This is a genomic window from Shewanella sp. (genome assembly GCF_013214165.1).
In the GTDB taxonomy this organism is placed as follows: domain Bacteria; phylum Pseudomonadota; class Gammaproteobacteria; order Enterobacterales; family Shewanellaceae; genus Shewanella.
Genome location: NZ_JABSSM010000048.1, coordinates 1 through 21,515, shown reverse-complemented (window position 1 = coordinate 21,515; position 21,515 = coordinate 1). Strand labels below are relative to the sequence as shown.

Below are 21,515 nucleotides of genomic sequence, written 5' to 3'. Positions count from 1 at the left end.
TGAATCGCTAAGGTATTACGCTAAATGCAGTAGTTAAGGTAATAACAATGAGTACAGAAGATACGGTTGACGATTGGGCCGAAGCCATGGCTGAACAAGCAATAGAGGAAGCGCAGACTGTCGAGCTTGATGAGCTGACTGACGAAGGACTGGGCTTGTCTGCCGATGAAGCGGCAAAACTCGATACCATCATGGACATTCCTGTGACCATATCGATGGAAGTGGGCCGTAGTTTCATCAGTATTCGCAACTTGCTTCAGCTCAACCAAGGTTCGGTGGTGGAATTAGACCGCGTCGCCGGTGAGCCTCTGGATGTGATGGTCAATGGCACCTTGATTGCCCATGGCGAAGTGGTGGTTGTGAATGATAAGTTTGGTATACGTCTGACCGACGTCATCAGCCAAACTGAGCGTATTAAGAAGTTAAAATAAGGTAGATATGATTAACTTGTTGCTCGTAACTGGATTGGCGACAGCCCCTACTGTCGCCTCAACGGCAGAGAAGGGATCGGCTATCTCGACAATGACCAATATGTTAGGCGGGTTAATTGTCGTGATCGCCATCATTTTTGTGCTGGCCTATATCGTTAAACGCTTAAACTTAGCGCCCTCTAGCCACAGTGTATTGAAGACCTTGGCGGTGATGCCACTGGGACAGAAAGAGAAGGTGGTATTACTCGAGGTGGGTGGCCAGCAATATTTACTCGGTGTGACTGCCCAGCAAATACAGGTCATAGATAAATTAGACACGCCCATCAGCATAGAGACTGAGTCTTTTGCTGAGCGCTTACGCCAAGCTAAGACGAATTCAATATGAAGCGATTATCACTTTCCCTCATCTTAAGTTTATTGTTGATCTCACCCGGTGCATTCGCCCTCGATGGTGTCTTACCTGCGTTGACTGTGACCACGACCCCAGATGGTGGGACTCAGTATTCTGTGACTATGCAGATACTGCTGTTAATGACGGCAATGAGCTTTCTGCCAGCCATGATCATCATGCTCACCTCATTCACGCGCATCATAGTGGTATTGTCGATTCTAAGACAAGCAATTGGCTTACAACAAACGCCGTCAAACCAAGTGCTTATTGGCATAAGTATGTTTATGACCTTCTTTATTATGGCGCCCGTGTTCGATGAGATTTATGCTGAAGCCGTTAAACCTTATATCGCTGAAACCATGAATATCGAGCAGGCTTTCGATATTGGCAAGGAGCCGATCAAGACCTTTATGTTGGCCCAAACTCGGGTGACAGATCTCGATACTTTCATCGAAATATCGGGTTATCAGAACATTAATTCACCCGAAGATGTGCCCATGAGCGTGTTAATTCCCTCATTTATCACCAGTGAGTTGAAGACCGCGTTTCAGATTGGCTTTATGTTATTCGTGCCTTTTTTGGTGTTGGATCTTGTGGTGGCTAGCATCTTGATGGCTATGGGTATGATGATGTTATCCCCCATGATCGTCTCACTGCCTTTTAAGATCATGTTGTTTGTGCTCGTCGATGGCTGGAGTCTGGTGATGGGCACTCTTGCCAATAGCTTCGGTGTCTAGGTGGATTTATGAATCCTGAGTCATTAGTCGACATCTTCCGCGAGGCGCTCTCTGTCATAGTGACAATCGTGTCGCTGATAATCGTACCTGGACTCGTCATCGGCTTAGTGGTGGCAGTGTTCCAAGCGGCAACCTCAATTAACGAACAGACCCTGAGTTTCCTGCCTCGTTTATTGACGACCTTGTTTGCGCTGATGTTTCTGGGTCATACCTTGATCCAAACCATGATGGAATTCTTTGTACAGATGGTCAACATGATCCCCCAGGTCATAGGATGACGAAACAACATTTATTCAAGAGATTAAGATGATTCGAGTGATTAATTTGATGAGTCGAATAGGTTAGCCTGATGGATATCCTCATGGCGACCATAATGGACACGATAGCCTCTTACATGTGGCCTCTGTTTAGGGTGTCTAGCATGTTTATGGTGATGGCTGTGTTCGGGGCTAATACCACACCTGTCAGAGTCAGAGCGCTATTATCGATGGCGATCACCTTCGCCATAGTACCGGTTTTACCCCCAGTGGAAAATGTACAACTATTTGCGGCGTCGGCGATATTTATCACCTTACAACAGCTGCTGATTGGCATCGCCATGGGATTTGTCACCTTGATGGTGATGCAAACCTTCGTGCTGACCGGTCAAATCATAGGCATGCAGACAAGTTTAGGTTTTGCCTCCATGGTCGATCCCTCATCCGGTCAACAAACCCCGGTAATAGGTAACTTATTCTTGCTGTTAACCACCATGATCTTCCTCGCCGTAGATGGCCATCTGGTGATGATCCGTATGCTAGTGATTAGCTTCGAGACTATTCCCATATCGGATCAAGGTTTGAGTGTGACAAGTTATCGAATGTTGGCCGAGTGGGGGGGCTATATGTTTGGTGCGGCATTGACCATGTCTATCACGCCTATCGTGGCGCTATTACTGATCAACTTGTCATTCGGCGTCATGACCCGAGCCTCACCGCAACTGAATATCTTCGCCATAGGTTTCCCCGTGACCATGGTGAGTGGGTTAGTGATCTTGTGGTTAACCTTGACGCCGATAATGGAACACTTTGGTGAGGTGTGGACGTCGGCTCAGTTGCTGTTATGCGATATAGTCAAGCTGCAGTGTAATACCGATGGGACATTTTGATGTTGCAGCTTACGCGGCAGCGTCTATCTAAGGGAGTGCTAGTGCATGGCTGAAAATGACAGTAGCCAAGAGAAAACCGAAGAGGCCACCCCCAGGCGATTAGAACAAGCTCGGGAGAAAGGTCAGGTTGCACGCTCCAAAGAGTTAGGCACTTCGGCTGTATTGGTGTCGGCCGCAGTCGGTTTTGCCATGGTCGGCCCAAGCATTGCCAGTGGTTTAGTGACCATAATGACCACCTTGTTTACCCAGGACAGGGAGCAAATTTTTGACACCAACCAGATGGTGCTGGTGTGGGGCATGATTGGGCGTGAGCTTGCCTTCCCTATGGCCAGCCTGATGCTGGTTATCGCTTTAGTGGCCTTTATCGGTAATATCGTATTAGGCGGTATCACCTTCTCTACCAAGGCATTTATGCCGAAAACTGAGAAGATGAACCCGATGAAAGGCTTTAAAAGAATGTTTGGCGTGCAAGCCTTGGTTGAATTAACCAAGGGGATCGCCAAATTTTTGGTTGTCGCATCATCCGCATACTTTATTCTGAGCTTCTTTTTTAATGATATCTTGGCCTTGTCTCGGGATCATCTTCCTGGAAATGTATATCACGCACTGGATCTACTGGTGTGGATGTTCATCTTGCTGTGCTCGTCAACCATACTCATAGTGGTTATTGATGTGCCATTTCAAATATGGAATCACAATAAGCAACTCAAGATGACCAAACAGGAAGTAAAGGATGAATATAAGGACACCGAGGGTAAGCCTGAGGTGAAAGGTAAGATAAGGCAGATGCAAAGGGAGGTGGCTCAGAGACGTATGATGTCAGAAGTGCCCAATGCCGATGTTATTGTCGTCAATCCTGAGCACTATGCTGTCGCGGTGAAATATGACGCCATGAAGTCGACCGCGCCCTATGTGCTAGCAAAGGGTACGGACGAAATTGCATTTAAGATTAGAGAGATAGCCCGTGAGCATGAGATTGCAATAGTCTCCGCACCGCCACTAGCCCGGGCCATTTTTCATACGACTAAGATAGATCAAGAGATCCCGGAGGGATTATTTACTGCCGTCGCTCAGGTATTAGCTTATGTATTTCAATTACGTCAATACCAGCAACGCGGAGGCAGAAGGCCAACGGCTATTCCGCTTAAACAGCCTATACCGGAAGATTTTAAGTATTAATGACGGCTTATCTTCTATATCTGCTGTAAATTTATTCAGTTAACGCTTTAGCCATTCATTTAACGTCTGTCTAACGGTATAGTGCTGACTTATAAAATAAAAACCATATTGATAACCTAGTTATTACTGACGGAAATTATTTCCACTACTTGGCTTGAAAATTGCTTTGTTACGGCTAGATGTCAAAAGTTTGGATTTGTTGAATGGATGTTAGCGCACTACTGGGTCAACTGAAAAAAATAAAGCCTTCGAGTTTTAAAGGCCTAGGCACGCCCTTATTTGTTCTCGCTGCGTTAGGCATGATCATATTGCCTATGCCGCCATTCCTGCTGGATATTCTGTTCTCATTTAATTTAGCCTTGGCCCTAGTGGTGTTACTGGTGGCTATCTACACCGACAGACCATTAGATTTCGCCGCGTTCCCCAGTGTCTTGCTTATTGCGACCTTACTGCGCCTAGCGCTCAATGTGGCATCGACCCGTATCGTCTTACTCGAAGGACACAACGGTGGTGATGCTGCCGGTAAAGTGATTGAGTCTTTTGGTTCTGTGGTGATAGGCGGCAATTATGCCGTGGGCCTGGTCGTATTCTTAATCCTCATTATCATCAACTTCGCCGTGGTCACTAAAGGAGCCGGGCGTATAGCAGAAGTTAGCGCTCGCTTTACCTTAGACGCGATGCCAGGTAAACAGATGGCTATCGATGCCGACTTGAATGCCGGTGTGTTAAACCAAGAACAGGCCAGAGATAGACGCGCCGAAGTCACCAAGGAAGCCGACTTTTACGGGGCAATGGACGGTGCATCTAAGTTTGTTAAAGGTGATGCGATTGCCGGTATCATGATCATGGTGATCAATATCTTGGGTGGATTCGTTATCGGCATGGTGCAGCATGGCCTGGATTTTTCCTCTGCCGTCGAGATCTATACCCTGCTCACCATAGGTGATGGACTGGTCGCTCAGATCCCGGGTCTGTTACTCTCAATTGCTGCAGCCTTGATGGTCACACGTCAGAACGAGTCCGGTGACATGGGGCAGATGATGACGTCGCAGATGCTTGACAACCCTAAGTCAATTGCGATTGCTGCCGGTGTCTTGTTTATCATGGGCATAGTGCCTGGGATGCCACATTTTGCTTTCATCTCTCTGGCACTCGTCGTCGGTGCTGTGGCCTACTTCTTATATAGAAAACGAAACCAGGAGCGAGAAGAATCCCTGGCGCTTGCGAAAAACCCGCCTACGGACAAGGCCGCCGCTAAGCCTAAAGAGCTCAGCTGGGATGATGTTCAGCATGTCGACACCATAGGGTTAGAAGTGGGTTATCGACTTATTCCTCTGGTCGACAAAGGCCAGGGCGGTGAGTTGCTCGGCAGGATTAAAGGGGTGCGTAAGAAGCTATCCCAAGAGCTGGGCTTTCTGGTGCCCGCGGTGCATATTCGCGATAACCTAGATCTGTCACCAAATACCTATCGCATTTCCTTGATGGGAGTGGCTTGCGGTGAAGCCGAGATAAGACATGACTGTGAACTCGCCATCAACCCGGGTCAGGTATATGGCAAACTCGACGGCATAGAGACCAAAGACCCAGCCTTCGGTTTAGAAGCGGTTTGGATATCCCCTGAGAGTAGAGAGCATGCACAAACCTTAGGTTATACCGTGGTCGATGCGGCCACAGTCGTGGCCACTCACTTGAGTCAGCTATTAAGCAATGATGCGGCCAAGCTTCTCGGTTATGAGGAAGTTCAGCAGCTTATGGATATTTTAGCCAAAAATTCTCCTAAGTTAGTCGATGGTTTCATCCCCGACGTTATGCCCTTGGGGACTGTGGTTAAAGTCATGCAAAACTTGCTCAACGAAGGCGTTTCAATCCGCGACCTTAGGACCATAGTACAGACATTGCTCGAATACGGCCCCAAGAGTGCCGATACCGAAGTCTTGACCGCCGCCGTGCGTATCTCGCTCAAACGAATGATAGTCCAAGAGATCAGTGGGCCGGAAACCGAGATACCCGTCATTACTTTGGCGCCAGAGTTGGAACAAATGTTGCATCAGTCAATGCAAGCGACGGGAGGAGAGGGACCAAACATAGAACCTAGCTTGGCCGAACGGATGCAAAAGTCTTTAGAAGATGCAACACAAAGACAAGAGATGGTGGGGCAACCCGCTATATTACTCACATCGGGCATGTTACGTTCGACTCTGTCTCGATTTGTAAAGCACACGATTCCTAACCTAAGGGTGATTTCCTATCAGGAAGTCCCCGATGAGAAACAAATTAGAATTGTTTCTGCCGTGGGTCAGTAGAGGGCATATGAGTGAAAATTAAACGTTTCTTAGCGAAAGATATGCGTACGGCATTGGCTCAGGTTAAAGAGACCTTAGGTTCGGATGCTGTGATAATGTCGAATAAAAAGGTCACTGGTGGAATAGAGATAGTCGCAGCCGTGGATTATGACGAGCCGAAACCCAAGGCGCTAATTGCAGAGAAGTCAGCATCGTCCGCCACGTTTATGGAGCTGGCCGAAGAGAAAATCTCCCTCGGTCTAAAGCGACCTGTTCGCGCCGAAGCAAGAGTCAAACCGGCGCCGGCGGCCGATTCACTGCAGGCATTATTAGAGAGGCAGCAGAGTCGCGTCGAGCAACATGTTTCTCAGGAGACCAGTGAAGAATTAGACATGCCCGAATGGGCAAAAGGTTTACAGGCACCACAGTCGTCTGCCAAATCGGCACCAGAGACGGCGCATTATTCACATAAGCCTTCAGCTGAGACGAAGGGCAAAGCTAGCCCTGAGCTTGAGCTGATGCGTGAAGAATTGTCGTCCTTGAGAAGCTTACTGACTCATCAAGTCACCGCCTTGATGAGTGAACAGAAAGTCCGCGTCGACCCCGTAGGTGCCATGCTAGAAAGTAAATTATTGGAGGCTGAATTTTCCCCTACTGTGGCAAAAAAGCTGTCAGAATTGAGCGAGCATTATACACCTGCAGATCTCGTCAGAGCATTGCCACGTAGCTTAGCCAATATGCTAGATAACCAAGGTGACGATATCGTGCGTCAAGGTGGTGTGGTGGCCTTTGTCGGACCAACGGGTGTGGGAAAAACAACCACGCTAGCGAAATTAGCCGCCAGGTATGCTGCACATCATGGCGTTGAGCATGTTGCCTTGATCACCACAGACCATTATCGCATCGGCGCCTTTGAGCAATTGGCAACCTATGGCAAAATAATGGGCTGCCCGGTTAAGCAGGCTCATGATCTCAATGAGTTGGAGCAAATACTGTATCAGTTCCGTAATCGCAAGCTAGTATTGATAGATACTGCAGGAATGAGCCAAAGAGATATGCGTTTATTCCAGCAACTTGATAATTTAACTGCAAATAGCAGATTACCTATTCGCAGTTATCTGGTACTGTCATCTACAGGTCAAAGAAGAGTTTTAGAAGAAGCGGTGACACAATTTAGTCGTATCCCATTATCTGGTGCGATATTGACTAAATTAGATGAGTCCGTTTCTTTAGCCCCAGCCTTGAGTGTCTTAATTCAAAGTGGGTTACCATTAAGTTATGTTACTGATGGGCAAAGAGTTCCAGAAGATATGCAAGTGGCCGATACATTCGCGCTAGCAAACAAAGCGCTGTCGGTGTTAGATAATAAACCAGCAGTCAGAAGTAGTGAAAGGTCAGATGAAAGGACCTATGCATTTGAGTAAAGCAATGAGTCGGGATCAAGCAAGTGGTTTACGTATGATGAATCAACCTTATAACGAAAAAGTGAAAGTAATAGCCGTGTCGGGTGGTAAGGGAGGCGTGGGTAAAACCAGTGTTGCCATCAATACCGCCGTTGCGTTAGCCGAAAAAGGCAAGCGGGTACTCGTTCTGGATGCCGACCTAGGTCTGGCAAACGTGGATGTCATGCTTGGCCTGCGGGCCGAACGTAATTTATCCCATGTTTTATCCGGTGAGACCGACCTAGACGATATCATAGTGCGTGGACCTAAAGGGATAGGTATTATTCCTGCCACTTCGGGTACTCAAGCTATGGTTGAATTATCAATGGCGCAACATGCCGGATTAATTCGGGCATTCAGTGAGATGCGAACGCAATTCGACATCCTCATTGTCGATACCGCCGCGGGTATTTCCGATATGGTACTGAGTTTTTCCAGAGCCTCACAGGACGTATTGGTTGTGGTTTGCGATGAACCTACATCAATTACCGATGCTTACGCGCTCATTAAGATACTGAGCAGGTCGCACGGTGTGTTCCGTTTTAAAATAGTCGCTAATATGGTCAGAAGTTTACGAGAAGGGATGGAGCTGTTTGCTAAGTTAAGCAAGGTTACCGATCGTTTCTTGGATGTCGCACTCGAGTTAGTGGCTACCATTCCATTCGATGAGAACTTGCGAAAGTCGGTGCGTAAGCAGAAATTAATTGTTGAAGCCTACCCTAAATCGCCTGCATCGATTGCTTACCATGGTTTAGCGAATAAGGTCATCAGTTGGCCTATACCGCAGCAACCGGGAGGTCATCTAGAGTTCTTTGTTGAGCGTTTAGTACAGCGACCTAAGCATCAAGAGGATAGAGAGAGTGAGTAAAGCCTCTGCGTATACTTGTTTAGATAATAAAGCTCTAATCGTTGAACAATACGCACCGCTTGTAAAAAAAATAGCTCATCATTTACTCGCTCGTTTACCTGCATCGGTGCAACTAGACGATTTACTACAAGCCGGCATGATGGGGTTACTCGAAGCTTCGTCGAAGTTTGACGGTAACAAGGGGGCTAAGTTTGAGACTTTTGCCGGTATTCGAATCCGTGGGTCTATGCTCGATGAGATCCGTCGTGGCGACTGGGTGCCGAGATCTGTCCATAGAAACCAGAGGCGGGTCGCTCAGGTTATCGATGAGCTTGAGCAGGAGCTTGGCAGAGATGCTAAAGATGACGAGATAGCCCAAAGGCTGGAGATGACCTTAGATGAATATCATCATATTTTAAATGATGTTTCAGTAGGGAAAGTAATTGGCATTGAAGATTTAGGCGTATCGGTCGATGTTATTAGTCACGATGATGGGGTTAAGGACGATACCTATGAGTCGATTGCAGAAGATAAGTTCCATTCTGCACTAGTAGCAGCAATCAAATTATTGCCGGAAAGAGATGGACTGGTTTTGTCGCTTTATTACGATGAAGCTTTAAATTTAAAAGAGATTGGGGCCATTCTAGAGGTTAGTGAGTCACGGGTTAGCCAGATTTTAAGTCAGGCTATGCTAAGGCTAAAAGCTAAACTCAAGCATTGGACAAAAAAATAACGATCACATGAGCAATAATGAACAGCTCCGCGGAGGACACTTTGGACAAGAATATGAAGATTCTCGTTGTTGACGATTTCTCAACAATGAGACGTATCATCAAGAACTTGTTAAGAGACTTGGGATTTAACAATACCCAAGAAGCAGATGACGGTACGACAGCACTACCTATGTTACAGAAAGGCGATTTTGACTTTGTTGTGACCGATTGGAACATGCCTGGGATGCAAGGAATCGATCTTTTAAAAGCGATCCGTGCAGATGATGACTTAAAAAACATCCCAGTACTCATGGTGACTGCAGAGGCGAAAAGGGAACAGATCATCGCCGCGGCTCAAGCTGGGGTTAATGGTTATGTTGTTAAACCTTTTACGGCAGCGACCTTGAAAGAGAAGTTAGATAAAATTTTTGAACGACTCGGTTAACAAGGTTGTTATATGCAGGTGAAGACTTCAGGACTTATTTCGTTAGAGCAGGCTAACAAGCTGGTGGACTTGCTAACGCAAGACGAACAGTTGCTTGCTGACGATTTAATCAGAGATATTGTTGCGCCTATACAAAAGGAACTTTTTGATGAGGTCGGAAGACTCACTCGTCAGCTTCATAGTGCGATCGTCGATTTTCAAGTTGACGATCGACTGGTTGAGTTAGCCAATACGGAAATTCCGGATGCTAAGGAACGGTTGAATTATGTCATAGACATGACAGAACAAGCCGCGAATAAAACCATGGATGCCGTCGAAGAATGCCTGCCTTTAGCGAATGCACTTTCTGCAAATATTCAATCGGTAAAGCCAGCCTGGGACCGCCTTATGAGGCGTGAGATTGAGCTGAGTGAATTTAAAGGCATGTGTCACGACGTTCAACAATTAGTCGAGCGCAGTGAACTAGATTCGATACGTTTGAAAGAGCTGTTAAACCAGATATTACTCGCCCAAGATTTTCAAGATTTAACCGGGCAGATGATAAAACGAGTTATCGAGCTGGTGCGTGAAGTAGAGCATAATTTAGTCTCGATGCTGACGGTGTTTGGTGAACAAGCCGTCAGTGAAAATCCGGCAATCATAGATAGCAGTGTCGAGGCCGAAGGGCCAATCATAAACGCGGCACAGCGTGACGACGTCGTCACAGGTCAAGATGAAGTTGATGATCTGCTGTCGAGTTTGGGGTTTTAATTAGGAGCCATATTAATGTCATTCGATGTTGATGAAGAGATACTGCAAGATTTTTTAATCGAAGCAGGTGAGATTTTAGAGCTTTTGTCTGAACAGTTGGTCGCGTTAGAAAATGATCCCAATGATTCGGAGTTGCTCAATGCGATTTTTCGAGGCTTCCACACTGTCAAAGGCGGCGCGGGATTTCTTAGCTTGTCTCCAATGGTCGATGTTTGCCATGAAGCTGAAAACACCTTCGATCTGCTGAGAACCGGCAAACGACAAGTTTCTGCCGACTTGATGGACATTATTCTGCAGGCGGTCGATGCCATCAACGCTATGTTTGTCCAGACTAAGGCTGGGCAGCAGCAAGAGCCGGCAGATGCGACGCTATTGGCTAATATGAAATTACTCAGTTCAGCGTCTCCGCTTCCAAGTACCGCTGCGCCAGTTGCCGCTGCGCCTAGCGAGGCTTCGATTGAACTGTTTGATTGTGCTCCCCAGCTAACATCGAGTATTGCCGGCGAAGGCGGAATTGACGAAATCGATGATGATGAGTTCGAGGCGCTGCTCGATGCGTTACATGGTAGCGGCAGCCCATCTACAACTCAGCCTGTAGCAGTCAGTGGGCTATCACTGAGCCAATCTGATGACATTACTGACGATGAGTTTGAATCTTTACTCGACCAATTACATGGCTCGGGTAAATTTGACAAGCAAGCTTCGAGTGCGAGTCTTATCGATATCCCCCCAGCAGTAGATGCTACTGATATCTCAGATGATGAGTTTGAGTCTTTACTCGATGAATTACATGGTGCCGGTAAATTTGACACGCAAGCATCGAGCGAGAGTCTGGTCGATATTCCCCCAGCTGTAGATTCTGATGATATCTCAGATGATGAATTTGAAAAGCTGCTCGACGAACTGCATGGCGCGGGTGGCAAACCCGGTGCAGGGGCCGTAGCATCTGCACCAGCAGCCACGCCTGCTACCACGGCTCGAGTCGTCAAGTCCGCAGCAAAACCTGTCGCAGCGGAGAAGAAAGCGGTGGCTAAGCCAGCACCGGCGAATATGCCTCAGGCTGAAACAACCGTACGTGTAGACACTGCCAGACTCGATCAGATCATGAACATGGTTGGCGAACTCGTGTTGGTGCGTAATCGTCTACTCAGCTTAGGTGTCTCTCGTGACGATGAAGAGATGTCAAAAGCACTAGCCAACCTTGATTTAGTGACGGCGGATCTACAGGGCGCGGTGATGAAGACTCGCATGCAACCGATCAAGAAGGTCTTTGGTCGCTTCCCACGCGTTGTCAGAGATCTTGCTCGTACCTTGAACAAAGATATTACCCTCACCATGATAGGTGAAGATACAGATCTCGATAAGAATTTAGTCGAGGCCTTAGCCGATCCCTTGGTTCACCTGGTCAGAAACTCAGTGGATCATGGTATCGAGATGCCAGCGGAACGTGAGGCGAGTGGTAAACCAAGAACCGGTACGATAACCCTCTCGGCGAGCCAAGAGGGCGACCATATCCTGCTTAAAATTGAGGATGATGGTGCCGGCATGGACCCTAATAAACTCAAAGAGATCGCCATAGCTCGCGGTGTGCTCGATGATGACGGGGCTGCCAGGATGTCCGATCAAGAGGCTTATAACCTCATCTTCGCGCCTGGATTCTCCACGAAAGTCGAGATTTCCGATATTTCCGGCCGTGGTGTCGGTATGGATGTGGTAAAAACCCGTATTGCTCAGCTGAACGGGACGATTCATATCGACTCTTTGAAAGGTAAAGGGACAGTTTTAGAGATTAAGGTGCCCTTAACACTAGCCATCATGCCGACCTTGATGGTCGAAGTGGCCACGCAAGTGTTCGCCTTACCCCTGTCGAGTGTCAGTGAAATATTCCACCTCGATTTGACTAAGACTAATATTGTCGATGGCCAATTGACTGTTATTGTACGACAGAAGGCGGTGCCGCTTTTTTATCTAGAGCATTGGTTGAGTCGAGTCCCCTCCAGTTTGAAGCATGGTGATAAGACGCATGGTCATGTGGTTATCGTCCAGTTAGGCACCAAACAGATAGGCTTCGTGGTGGATTCATTGATTGGTCAAGAAGAAGTCGTTATCAAACCTCTTGGTACCATGTTGCACGGCACTCCTGGTATGGCTGGGGCAACCATCACATCAGATGGTGGTATTGCATTGATTTTAGACGTACCAGGTTTACTTAAGCATTACGCAAGAAAATAATTAAAATTTGCGGTATAGGAATTGGAATGGCCATTAAAGTTCTCGTAGTCGACGACTCTAGTTTTTTTCGTCGAAGAGTCAGTGAAATAGTGACTAAAGATCCTGATTTAGAGGTGATAGGTACCGCGGTTAACGGCGCCGATGCCGTTAAGTTGGCAGCAGAGCTTAAGCCTCAAGTCATCACTATGGATATCGAGATGCCCGTCATGGATGGCATCACAGCAGTGCGTGAGATAATGGCCAACACACCGACGCCAATCCTGATGTTTTCATCGTTAACCCATGATGGGGCGAAATCGACGCTCGATGCCCTGGAGGCCGGGGCATTAGACTTCTTGCCTAAACGTTTCGAAGATATAGCCACCAATAAAGACGATGCGATTTTATTGCTGCAACAACGCATAAAAGCCTTAGGTCGGCGGCGACTATACCGGCCGATGGCAAGAGCCCGTACACCGAGTTCTTCTAGCATAAAAACCAAGTTAACTAGCGGCTCGTCCACCACTTTACGCAGCGTAAGAGAGCCGGCTGTGAGCCCTAGAGCTGGCAGTTCGAGACGAGCTTCGGGTAAAAAATATAAACTCTTGCTGATAGGCACATCGACAGGTGGCCCTGTTGCTTTGCAGAAAATTTTAACTAAGTTACCGGCTAACTATCCTCATCCCATCTTGCTTATCCAGCATATGCCAGCGGCATTTACCCCGGCATTTGCCAACAGGCTGAATGGATTATGTCAGATTGAGGTAAAAGAAGCGCAATCGGGAGATCAGTTGCGACCCGGTACGGCTTACCTCGCGCCTGGCGGCATGCAGATGATGCTAGAAAGAGGTGGCGCCTATGGCAGAATTAAAGTGCTCGCTGGCAGCGCCGACATGAATTATAAGCCGAGTGTCGATATCACCTTTGCTTCGGCATCAAAAATAGCCGGGGGAGATACCTTAGCCGTGGTGTTAACGGGGATGGGCGCCGATGGCAGAGAAGGTGCACGCATGCTCAAGAGCGCGGGGGCAACAATCTGGGCTCAGGATGAGGCCAGTTGTGTGGTTTATGGTATGCCGCAAGCAGTGACAGTGGCGGGTCTGTCGACTCAGTCTATATGCTTAGAAGATATGGCTGATTCAATTATTCGAGAGTCCGGTAATGGCTAAGTCGCAGAGGAAGCAAAGTACCTTCTCTGTGCTGATCATCTTCTTGCTTTCAGTCGCTGTGTTTGTTTCAAGCTCACTTTATCTTGAAACTCGTCATAAGAATGAACTGTTATTGTTAGACGTTGAGCGATTACAGCAAAGCCAGGTGCTACTTATGGTACCCGACGAGCAAGCTCAAGCGCTTGCGACTTGGATGGCGCAGCACCCAGAAGCGACTCAGGCACTCGTGTCTCAGGTAAAGCAAGGTGAAAAGGTGACACTGGAAGTGGGTCCAGGCGTTAACAGCGCTGACGTTCAAACGGCCAGCGCTATCGCCTCTCCATTGGCGTTAGTGGACCAGAGCAATACTCAGGTGTCAGAGCCTAAATTTTTGCCACCGTTGCTCTTGGCACATACGCCTTTAGATCCTGCGCAGACGCAGATAGCTAAAGCGAATGATGGGTCTCACCAGCCGCCACAGGAGCGAGTCGAACAGGCTATTAGTTTAATCGCGAATGATTTAAGCTTAGATGACTTCAGTGAGAAGCCATCTAAGCTTGTCAAAACTATGCCTAAATTGAAAGCGGCGACACTTTCTGTCGATGAAGATGGCGTCAAGGTTATCAGCCTACCTCATGGCGGAATTAGAGTGACGACGCGAGAAAATAATTAGCATGTGGTTATCAGTAGATGTTAGGGGATTTTATTGAAAGTCTGGACTATCGCGAACCAAAAGGGCGGCGTCGGCAAAACGACGACGGTTGCCAGTCTGGCCGGCTCTTTGGCCAAACGTGGTCAACGTGTACTCATGATAGATACAGATCCCCATGCTTCACTGGGTTATTACCTAGGCATCGATTCTGAGGAAGTCCCCGGCTCTCTGTATGATGTCTTCTTAGCTCATAAAGCGTTAAGTGCAGAGTTTGTCAAGCAACATATTATTCCCACAGCCGTTGAAGGGATCGATCTTCTCCCATCGACCATGGCGCTAGCGACAATAGATCGTTCCCTTGGACATCAGCAAGGCATGGGGCTGATCTTAAAGAAAAGCTTAAGTCTGGTGCAAGATGATTATGACGTCGCCTTGATCGACTGCCCGCCTGTATTAGGGGTGTTAATGGTCAATGCTCTCGCGGCAAGTGAACATATTATTGTCCCGGTACAGACCGAGTTTCTTGCGATTAAGGGACTCGATCGCATGATAAAAACCATGATCTTGATGGGACGCTCTAAGAAGATAAAATACAGTTTTACCGTAGTCCCGACCATGTACGATAGGCGTACCAAAGCCTCTGCTTCCGCGCTGCAACATTTAAGAGGTGAGTATGCTGAACACCTATGGCCGGACGTTGTTCCAATAGATACTAAATTTAGGGATGCCAGTTTGGCCCATCTACCTGCATCACATTATGCCGTCCATAGTCGTGGCGTTAAAGCATATGAAAGATTACTAGACTATCTGCTTGTTGGGGCGTTATCTCATGACACGCTTAGTTGATGCCGCCGTATCCGATTACTTTAATACTTTGCTCACCGAAGTCGAAGTGAGCAGTCATGCAGTTACAACATTAACTCAGCCCCAGTTGAAAGGGTTTGAGCCTCAGCTAGATAAACAGGCCCTGGAGCGGTTACTGGCACCTGTCTTTAAGACTGGAGTGCCAGCACCAACTGCAGTTGAAGTCGAAGCACCAGCTAGACCCCAGGCTAAAGTCGAGAATAAAACAGCCTCTATCCCAGTCTCTATCCCAGAGTCTAAACCAGAGTCTAAACCAGAGTCTAAACCAGAGTCTAAACCAGAGTCTAAACCAGAGTCTAAACCAGAGTCTAAACCAGAGCCTGAACCAGAGATTAAAATAGCGCCTCAGATTAACCAACACGTAGAGACTCAGCAGCTCGGGGTGAATCCGCCAAGAGTCACAAAAGATCTACTGGACAGCCTGGATGATGAATTTCAGGTACTATTTTTTAAGGTGGCTGGATTAACGTTAGCCGTGCCCTTGGTTAGTTTAGGTGGAATTGTTAAGTTAGAACGGGTCAATCACATCATGGGTCGACCCGATTGGTATAAAGGTGTGCAGGCTCACAGGGGAACACAGCTCAATGTCGTCGATACTTGTGCCTGGGTAATGCCGGAAAAGTATGATAGTAGATTAGCTGAAACCGTCAATTATCAATATGTTGTATTATTAGAAGACAGTAACTGGGGGTTGGCTTGTGAATCATTGGTCAATTCGGTAAAAATTAACAAATCAGCGATCAATTGGCGCAGTAATGTGGGAAAGCGTCCTTGGCTGGCTGGAGTCGTAAGAGAGCAGATGTGTGGTATTTTACATGTAGCTGCACTCATAGAATTATTAAATTCAGGTTTAGGTAGTCAGGATCCCGTAGGTTGAGGTAAATATGACAAACAAAAATAACGTAGCAGTAAACAAAGATGATGAAGTCTTGCAATGGGTAACCTTCAGACTCGATAATGAAACTTATGGCATCAACGTGATGCAGGTTCAAGAGGTATTGAGATATACCGAGATAGCACCAGTACCTGGGGCGCCTCATTATGTACTGGGTATCATCAACCTTAGAGGTAATGTAGTTACTGTGATCGACACTCGTTCACGTTTTGGATTGGCTTCGGCCGATGTTGAAGATTCGACCCGAATCGTGATCATCGAAGCCGAGAAACAGGTGATCGGTATTCTCGTCGACAGTGTGGCCGAAGTGGTTTATTTACGTGGCTCTGAAATTGACAGTGCCCCAAATGTCGGTACCGAAGATAGTGCTAAATTTATCCAAGGTGTGAGTAACCGAGAAAATGAATTACTCATCTTGGTCGATCTCGACAAACTTTTGTCCGATGAAGAGTGGATGGAAGTGTCACAAGTTTAATGTCTAAAATATTCCTAGTTCTTGGGAACTAGGAATACCTTCCCTATTGAAGAGTCTCATTTATGATCAGTGATGGAATGTTAATTGCGGCTTTAATATACGTAATCGCTTGCCTTGGCCTTGTCTTGTATCAACAGCAGCAAACGAGTAAGTTGCGGGTAAAAGTTGCAGCTTTGAGCTTGCTAATAAAAGAAAGTGATCGTCAGCGTGAAACCGTCAAACGTGAATTACAAGAGTTAAGGAGTGGCACAATAGGTGTTGGGCGTCGAATGCTAGAGCTTGAAAAGCGCACTGCAAAACAAGACGCCAGACTCGATGAAGTGAATCAACAAGACCCCCAGACCAGACTCTATTCCAGAGCGATGAAGATGGTTGACTTAGGCGCCAGCATAGACGAATTGATTCGAGAGTGTGAGTTACCCAAGGCGGAAGCCGAGCTCATCATTCGATTACATGGAAAAGGCTAGCCCATAACCCCTCGGGTTGTAGGACCCTCGTAGGACCCTCGTAGGAGCGGCTTTAGCCGCGAAAGAACATAAACATCGGGCCTAAAGACCCTCCTACGCGAAAGACACACCATCGGCCTAAACATCGGGCCTAAACATCGGGCCTAAAGACCCTCCTACACGAGAGAACACACCATCGGGCCTAAACATCGGGCCTAAAGACCCTCCTACACGAAAGAATAAACCCATAAACCCATGGATGTAGGACCCTTGTAGGAGCGGCTTTAGCCGCGAAAGAGCGAGAGAACCAATCCCATAATCCATCGGGCCTAGAGACCCTCCTACAGGGGGTACCCCCCTTAAACCTCTTCCACTATCTTCTGATGCATGTTGTTCCATTGCTCGGGAAACTTTCCATCCAATGTATACGCAAAGGCGATCAATTCGGCGATTAACAGGTATAGTTCTTTAGGGATCTCTTCACCGAGTTCCAAGCGTTGTAAAAAATCACTCAAGTGAGCATCTTTATGTATGTGTACACCGGCTTCTTTGGCGAGAGCGATTATCTCATCGGCGACAGCGCCCTTACCTGTGGCGCTGATCACAGGAGCCTGGCGGCCGTCGTAACTCAAAGCGACGGCTTCGCGTGCGTTGTTGGTTTGATCTTTCGCTGCGCCGTCTGCTTTTGGTTTGTCATTATCGTCATTCATTTTTATTTCGATCCCTAGCTAACGATCTGCTCAATATCATCGTTCAAAAACATCGGGTTGTAGGACCAGCTTTAGCCGCGAGCCCCATCAGGCTTTTATCTTAACTAAAAAATGCTCACCGGGTAGTAAGCTGGCGGGGACTTTCGTCAGCTTGGTCTCAAGCTTATCTGGCGTGAAGCCAATATCTGCTAACTTATTCATTAACGGCGGCAGTAGCGCATCTATCCTCTTTAAGAGTGTGTGGTTACTGCCATTGAAGGTCATATTTATCCTGTTGTCTGTAACCTGAGCCTGGATCAGTAGTGGCCCCTGAGTTAAGTTGAATTTAAGTTGCAGGCTCCAGCTATTCGCCTCAGGGTTATCGTCATCTGCATTATCTTTACTAAAGTGTCCTTCTAACGCTTCCTGATGTTGATTGAGTGAATAGGGGAGGGTGAAATACCAATTTAGCTGAGTACTAGTGTCACTGCTTGCTTGTGAATAAAGACTCAAGTTTGAGCACAGTTTACCTAGCGCCTCAGTTGCTCCGACCTTGTCCAACAAACTCAGCAGTGAACGACTTCCCCCGAATTGAGCTTGCAACTTTTGCCAATACTTCAGTGCCGGCCCACTGAGTTTGTCGGTGTTGCCGTTAGCATGCCTGGCCTTGACCCCAAGGAGAAGTTGCGAAAGAAGACCGATGGAGCTGATATGGGACAAGGAACTGACTGAAATAGACTCAGGCTTGAATTGAGAGTGAAGACTCGCTATCGCTGAAAGCTCACCCTTTAGCGTGCTGGGTAACGCTAAAGCATTGAGGGTTAAGGGACGCAGTAGCGGCAGAAACTGGGTTAACTTGGATAATAAGCTGTATTCAGGCTTAGCCGAAGGCTGAGTTACAGCCTGTTCACCACCGAATTTCCCGTAGGTCTTCTGTATTGATACCCGCATCATATTGTGTTGATCATCAGGCTGCATAGCATCAGGTGCGACCTTGCCTGTTTTAACACTGGAGCTTGAAGTCGGTTTAATGGGCCCAGATGCATTGTCCATCGAAGTTTGGCTTAACATTTTAAAAAGCTGGCTATAGATGTTGCCTATTTCAGGCTTGGCGAGCACTAGCTGCTCTCCCTTAATGGGGGGCATTGGATTGTTGGTCGCTTCAGGGATTAACTTAACCTGGAGTTCATCTATCACAGGGGGGAGCGTCAGTAACCCAGGTTTGGTCTGATAATGAGTGCTTGGGATGACACTTAACTGGCTTGGTTTAGCTTGATTTAATTTACACATATTTTAAATTTAAGTTTGATCTATTTTTATTGCTAAGTATCCTTAGCGCTCTTGTAAGCTAAAATCAGACTAACAAGTCTAGTGAGTAACAGATGTATGCAATTTTACCGGTTACATCTACTTATCGACATATTGTGATGTGTCTTTAGCTTTATGTCGAAGCTGAAAAGGATTCAGCTGCATTATCGAAGAGAGAAATATGAAGTTTAACTGGATAGCATCGGTCGTAGTGGCACTGGGTCTCATTCATGGATTCAATGGATTAGTGTTTGCTACTGCATCAGTCACCGAGCAAGGCAAAATTGTCCATCATGAAACATTAACAGTAAACCCGCCTCAACAGCCGTCTGAGCAAGTTCATGTCGTTGTGCTTTATAATGATGACAGAGATCCACTCGAAGGGTTTAACCGTGCCATGTGGGACTTTAACTATCTGTATATGGATAGGTACTTTTATCGTCCCCTTGCTCATGGATATAAGGACTATCTACCCAGACCGGTAAAAACCGGCATCAATAACTTCGTGACTAATTTCGATGAGCCCAATGCCATGGTTAACAATACCTTGCAAGGTAAGTGGGGATGGGCTGCCAATGCTGGTGGCCGCTTTACCATCAATACGACATTAGGCTTGTTAGGTGTTATCGATGTGGCCGATATGATGGGACTAGCACGCAAACAAGACCAATTCAATGAAGTGCTTGGTTATTATGGAGTTGCTAACGGTCCGTATTTTATGGCTCCCTTTCTTGGGCCTTATGTGACCCGTGAACTGGCCTCTGACTGGGTTGATGATCTATACTTTCCATTATCAGAGCTTACAATGTGGCAGTCACTGGTTAAATGGGGACTGAAAAACCTGCATAGAAGAGCCGCTGCCATCGATCAAGAACGCTTAGTCGATAATGCATTGGATCCATATACTTTTGTCAAAGAAGCGTATTTTCAATATATGGATTATAAAGTGTATGATGGTGATGTTCCGGTAGATCAAGATGAAGATGATCTGCTCGATGAATATATGCACGAGTTAGATTAAAAGAAGACTCAGTAACTACTAGTTTCTATTCGGTATAGTAGCCAGAGCCTTCTAAAAGGACCCTAGATGGCGCTAGAAGAGTTAGTGATATTACTTGTGGAAGACGATCCTGTTTTTCGCCGCATCGTTGCCGCCTTTCTCGACAGCCGCGGAGCTAAGGTCATTGAGGCGAATGATGGTGAGCAGGGACTGGTTAAATTTAAGCAGTATGCATTCGATATAGTGCTTGCCGACTTGAGCATGCCTATCATGGGAGGCTTAGACATGTTGAAGAAGATGTCTGAGCTTAACCCTGACACCCCCTCCATAGTGATCTCCGGCAATCAAGTGATGGCCGATGTGGTCGAAGCATTGCGTCTGGGCGCCAGTGATTATCTGGTTAAGCCGGTAGCGGACCTTTTTCTGATTGAAAATGCCATAAAGCAATGCTTACAATCTGATGTATCTAAAGAAGTAAATTTAGAAGATTTAGAAGACTTATCCTATCAAGAACTTGAGGATAATTTGGCGCTGTTAGAGCAAAATGAACAGGCTGCCAAGAGCGTACAGCAGCAATTGTTTCCTCCCTCTCAGATAAACTATTTAGCCGCCAAGGTTGACTACAGCTTATATAAATCTGATGAGGTTAGTGCTTATTTTATCGATACCGTGAATGTCGGCGATAACCATCTGGTGATGTATATGGCTCATTTTCATCCTCAAGATAATAGGGCGGCATTTGCCAGTGTGTTGCTAAAGAGCTTCGTTAACCAAAAATTGAAGTTGTATCGAAATGGTACGACCCAAGCTATTATCGAGCCATACAATATGCTGAGTTATCTTAACGAGCGCATGACTAAGTCTGGCTTAGGTATCTGTATCGACATTGTCTATGTTGTCGTCGAGCTGACTCAATATAGGGCATCGATTGCCCAAGCCGGTAATGGTCTTCGCTGTTACATTCGAAATCAACAAGGATTAACCCCCTTAGCCATTCCTGACTCCCTCCAATTAGGCATATTAAATTGGGGACACCCTAGTGCCCAATTCCGCACTTTAATGCCAGGAGAACAGCTCTGTATCGCCTCAAGTAAACCTGAACATAAACAGATGCTATTAGATAATCAATTTCACGGCCTGGCCTACGACACTGAAATTCCCACCGGCGGATATATACAGGTGTCGTTTTAAAGGAACATATCGTAGGAGCGGCTTCAGCCGCGAAAGAACACAACATCAAAGCCTCGGGCCTAAAGACCCTCCTACATCTAGAGCACCCAACGAATAGAACATGCGATATCCGCCATACCTTGTAGGACCGGCTTTAGCCGGGAGGGAACACACCATCAGGGCATCGGGCCTAAAGACCCTCCTACAGGGAAAGAACACACCATCAAAGCCCCAAATAACAAAAACGCCTCACTATCACTAGTGAGGCGTTTATCAACGTGTATCAGGTTATT

23 protein-coding genes are annotated in these 21,515 nt (G+C 46.9%); 21 read left to right on the top strand and 2 right to left on the bottom strand.

The window, feature by feature from the left end; all coding sequences use genetic code 11:
* Positions 1-47: 47 nt before the first annotated feature.
* The 19 genes from fliN (at position 48) to HRU42_RS13870 (ending at position 17,076) form a co-directional block, all read left to right on the top strand.
* Entirely contained in the window at positions 48-431 is a 384-nt protein-coding gene (fliN, locus tag HRU42_RS13960) for a flagellar motor switch protein FliN (RefSeq protein ID WP_295031933.1), read from the top strand.
* A 7-nt stretch (positions 432-438) separates the two neighbouring features.
* Positions 439-816, top strand: a complete 378-nt coding sequence (fliO, locus tag HRU42_RS13955) for a flagellar biosynthetic protein FliO (protein ID WP_295031932.1) — start codon at positions 439-441, stop codon at positions 814-816.
* Entirely contained in the window at positions 813-1,559 is a 747-nt protein-coding gene (fliP, locus tag HRU42_RS13950; RefSeq protein WP_295031931.1) for a flagellar type III secretion system pore protein FliP, read from the top strand. The genes fliO and fliP overlap by 4 nt, the downstream gene beginning before the upstream one ends.
* Positions 1,560-1,567: 8 nt before the next feature.
* The gene (fliQ, locus tag HRU42_RS13945) at positions 1,568-1,837 is read left to right on the top strand and encodes a flagellar biosynthesis protein FliQ (protein WP_005499500.1); all 270 of its coding nucleotides are present in this window, start codon (positions 1,568-1,570) and stop codon (positions 1,835-1,837) included.
* Between the two features lie 71 nt (positions 1,838-1,908).
* Positions 1,909-2,706 (top strand): flagellar biosynthetic protein FliR, encoded by a 798-nt coding sequence (fliR, locus tag HRU42_RS13940; protein ID WP_295031930.1) that lies wholly within the window; start codon positions 1,909-1,911, stop codon positions 2,704-2,706.
* Positions 2,707-2,751: 45 nt separating this feature from the next.
* Positions 2,752-3,885, top strand: coding sequence for a flagellar biosynthesis protein FlhB (gene flhB / locus HRU42_RS13935; protein WP_295031929.1), 1,134 nt, complete (start codon positions 2,752-2,754; stop codon positions 3,883-3,885).
* Between the two features lie 203 nt (positions 3,886-4,088).
* Positions 4,089-6,188, top strand: coding sequence for a flagellar biosynthesis protein FlhA (gene flhA / locus HRU42_RS13930; protein ID WP_295031928.1), 2,100 nt, complete (start codon positions 4,089-4,091; stop codon positions 6,186-6,188).
* 11 nt (positions 6,189-6,199) lie between these two features.
* Positions 6,200-7,591 carry a flagellar biosynthesis protein FlhF gene (flhF, locus tag HRU42_RS13925; protein WP_295031927.1) on the top strand — a complete coding sequence of 464 codons (1,392 nt, stop codon included), beginning with the start codon at positions 6,200-6,202 and terminating at the stop codon, positions 7,589-7,591.
* A 4-nt stretch (positions 7,592-7,595) separates the two neighbouring features.
* Positions 7,596-8,477 carry a MinD/ParA family protein gene (locus HRU42_RS13920; RefSeq protein WP_295031946.1) on the top strand — a complete coding sequence of 294 codons (882 nt, stop codon included), beginning with the start codon at positions 7,596-7,598 and terminating at the stop codon, positions 8,475-8,477.
* Positions 8,470-9,189, top strand: a complete 720-nt coding sequence (locus HRU42_RS13915; RefSeq protein WP_295031926.1) for an RNA polymerase sigma factor FliA — start codon at positions 8,470-8,472, stop codon at positions 9,187-9,189. Before HRU42_RS13920 ends, HRU42_RS13915 begins: the two co-directional genes overlap by 8 nt.
* Positions 9,190-9,230: 41 nt before the next feature.
* Positions 9,231-9,614 (top strand): chemotaxis response regulator CheY, encoded by a 384-nt coding sequence (cheY, locus tag HRU42_RS13910; protein WP_295031945.1) that lies wholly within the window; start codon positions 9,231-9,233, stop codon positions 9,612-9,614.
* 12 nt (positions 9,615-9,626) lie between these two features.
* Positions 9,627-10,364, top strand: a complete 738-nt coding sequence (locus HRU42_RS13905) for a protein phosphatase CheZ (protein WP_295031925.1) — start codon at positions 9,627-9,629, stop codon at positions 10,362-10,364.
* Positions 10,365-10,379: 15 nt separating this feature from the next.
* The gene (locus tag HRU42_RS13900) at positions 10,380-12,596 is read left to right on the top strand and encodes a chemotaxis protein CheA (RefSeq protein WP_295031924.1); all 2,217 of its coding nucleotides are present in this window, start codon (positions 10,380-10,382) and stop codon (positions 12,594-12,596) included.
* Between the two features lie 26 nt (positions 12,597-12,622).
* A complete protein-coding gene (locus tag HRU42_RS13895; protein WP_295031923.1) occupies positions 12,623-13,744 on the top strand; it encodes a chemotaxis response regulator protein-glutamate methylesterase in 1,122 nt (373 codons plus the stop codon).
* Complete coding sequence (locus HRU42_RS13890) at positions 13,737-14,396, top strand: hypothetical protein (protein WP_295031922.1); 660 nt, start codon at positions 13,737-13,739, stop codon at positions 14,394-14,396. Before HRU42_RS13895 ends, HRU42_RS13890 begins: the two co-directional genes overlap by 8 nt.
* A gap of 33 nt (positions 14,397-14,429) precedes the next feature.
* The gene (locus HRU42_RS13885) at positions 14,430-15,221 is read left to right on the top strand and encodes a ParA family protein (protein WP_295031921.1); all 792 of its coding nucleotides are present in this window, start codon (positions 14,430-14,432) and stop codon (positions 15,219-15,221) included.
* Entirely contained in the window at positions 15,205-16,116 is a 912-nt protein-coding gene (locus HRU42_RS13880) for a chemotaxis protein CheW (RefSeq protein WP_295031920.1), read from the top strand. Before HRU42_RS13885 ends, HRU42_RS13880 begins: the two co-directional genes overlap by 17 nt.
* Before the next feature lie 7 nt (positions 16,117-16,123).
* Complete coding sequence (locus tag HRU42_RS13875) at positions 16,124-16,609, top strand: chemotaxis protein CheW (RefSeq protein WP_295031919.1); 486 nt, start codon at positions 16,124-16,126, stop codon at positions 16,607-16,609.
* A gap of 62 nt (positions 16,610-16,671) precedes the next feature.
* Complete coding sequence (locus tag HRU42_RS13870; RefSeq protein ID WP_295031918.1) at positions 16,672-17,076, top strand: DUF2802 domain-containing protein; 405 nt, start codon at positions 16,672-16,674, stop codon at positions 17,074-17,076.
* A 338-nt stretch (positions 17,077-17,414) separates the two neighbouring features.
* Here HRU42_RS13870 and HRU42_RS13865 read toward each other — a convergent pair whose 3' ends face one another.
* Entirely contained in the window at positions 17,415-17,765 is a 351-nt protein-coding gene (locus tag HRU42_RS13865; RefSeq protein WP_295031917.1) for an EscU/YscU/HrcU family type III secretion system export apparatus switch protein, read from the bottom strand.
* Positions 17,766-17,852: 87 nt separating this feature from the next.
* Entirely contained in the window at positions 17,853-19,034 is a 1,182-nt protein-coding gene (locus HRU42_RS13860) for a hypothetical protein (RefSeq protein WP_295031916.1), read from the bottom strand.
* A 199-nt stretch (positions 19,035-19,233) separates the two neighbouring features.
* Here HRU42_RS13860 and HRU42_RS13855 point away from each other — a divergent pair, with 199 nt between their 5' ends.
* Together HRU42_RS13855 and HRU42_RS13850 are read left to right on the top strand one after the other, a co-directional pair.
* On the top strand, positions 19,234-20,073 hold the full coding sequence (locus HRU42_RS13855; RefSeq protein ID WP_295031915.1) for a VacJ family lipoprotein: 840 nt from the start codon (positions 19,234-19,236) through the stop codon (positions 20,071-20,073).
* A gap of 66 nt (positions 20,074-20,139) precedes the next feature.
* Positions 20,140-21,243: a response regulator gene (locus HRU42_RS13850; protein WP_295031914.1), complete on the top strand. Its 1,104-nt coding sequence runs from the start codon at positions 20,140-20,142 to the stop codon at positions 21,241-21,243.
* The last annotated feature ends 272 nt before the right edge of the window (positions 21,244-21,515 follow it).

What these genes read in the sequence shown, in the direction of transcription:
- HRU42_RS13895 (WP_295031923.1), top strand. Translation starts at nt 12,623, where the DNA reads ATGGCCATTAAAGTTCTCGTAGTCGACGACTCTAGTTTTTTTCGTCGA.
- HRU42_RS13860 (WP_295031916.1), bottom strand. Translation starts at nt 19,034, where the DNA reads ATGTGTAAATTAAATCAAGCTAAACCAAGCCAGTTAAGTGTCATCCCA.
- fliR (WP_295031930.1), top strand. Translation starts at nt 1,909, where the DNA reads ATGGATATCCTCATGGCGACCATAATGGACACGATAGCCTCTTACATG.
- HRU42_RS13870 (WP_295031918.1), top strand. Translation starts at nt 16,672, where the DNA reads ATGATCAGTGATGGAATGTTAATTGCGGCTTTAATATACGTAATCGCT.
- flhB (WP_295031929.1), top strand. Translation starts at nt 2,752, where the DNA reads ATGGCTGAAAATGACAGTAGCCAAGAGAAAACCGAAGAGGCCACCCCC.
- HRU42_RS13900 (WP_295031924.1), top strand. Translation starts at nt 10,380, where the DNA reads ATGTCATTCGATGTTGATGAAGAGATACTGCAAGATTTTTTAATCGAA.
- HRU42_RS13855 (WP_295031915.1), top strand. Translation starts at nt 19,234, where the DNA reads ATGAAGTTTAACTGGATAGCATCGGTCGTAGTGGCACTGGGTCTCATT.
- HRU42_RS13850 (WP_295031914.1), top strand. Translation starts at nt 20,140, where the DNA reads ATGGCGCTAGAAGAGTTAGTGATATTACTTGTGGAAGACGATCCTGTT.
- HRU42_RS13890 (WP_295031922.1), top strand. Translation starts at nt 13,737, where the DNA reads ATGGCTAAGTCGCAGAGGAAGCAAAGTACCTTCTCTGTGCTGATCATC.
- fliQ (WP_005499500.1), top strand. Translation starts at nt 1,568, where the DNA reads ATGAATCCTGAGTCATTAGTCGACATCTTCCGCGAGGCGCTCTCTGTC.
- fliP (WP_295031931.1), top strand. Translation starts at nt 813, where the DNA reads ATGAAGCGATTATCACTTTCCCTCATCTTAAGTTTATTGTTGATCTCA.
- flhA (WP_295031928.1), top strand. Translation starts at nt 4,089, where the DNA reads ATGGATGTTAGCGCACTACTGGGTCAACTGAAAAAAATAAAGCCTTCG.
- HRU42_RS13920 (WP_295031946.1), top strand. Translation starts at nt 7,596, where the DNA reads ATGAGTCGGGATCAAGCAAGTGGTTTACGTATGATGAATCAACCTTAT.
- HRU42_RS13865 (WP_295031917.1), bottom strand. Translation starts at nt 17,765, where the DNA reads ATGAATGACGATAATGACAAACCAAAAGCAGACGGCGCAGCGAAAGAT.
- HRU42_RS13875 (WP_295031919.1), top strand. Translation starts at nt 16,124, where the DNA reads ATGACAAACAAAAATAACGTAGCAGTAAACAAAGATGATGAAGTCTTG.
- fliO (WP_295031932.1), top strand. Translation starts at nt 439, where the DNA reads ATGATTAACTTGTTGCTCGTAACTGGATTGGCGACAGCCCCTACTGTC.
- fliN (WP_295031933.1), top strand. Translation starts at nt 48, where the DNA reads ATGAGTACAGAAGATACGGTTGACGATTGGGCCGAAGCCATGGCTGAA.
- HRU42_RS13880 (WP_295031920.1), top strand. Translation starts at nt 15,205, where the DNA reads ATGACACGCTTAGTTGATGCCGCCGTATCCGATTACTTTAATACTTTG.
- HRU42_RS13905 (WP_295031925.1), top strand. Translation starts at nt 9,627, where the DNA reads ATGCAGGTGAAGACTTCAGGACTTATTTCGTTAGAGCAGGCTAACAAG.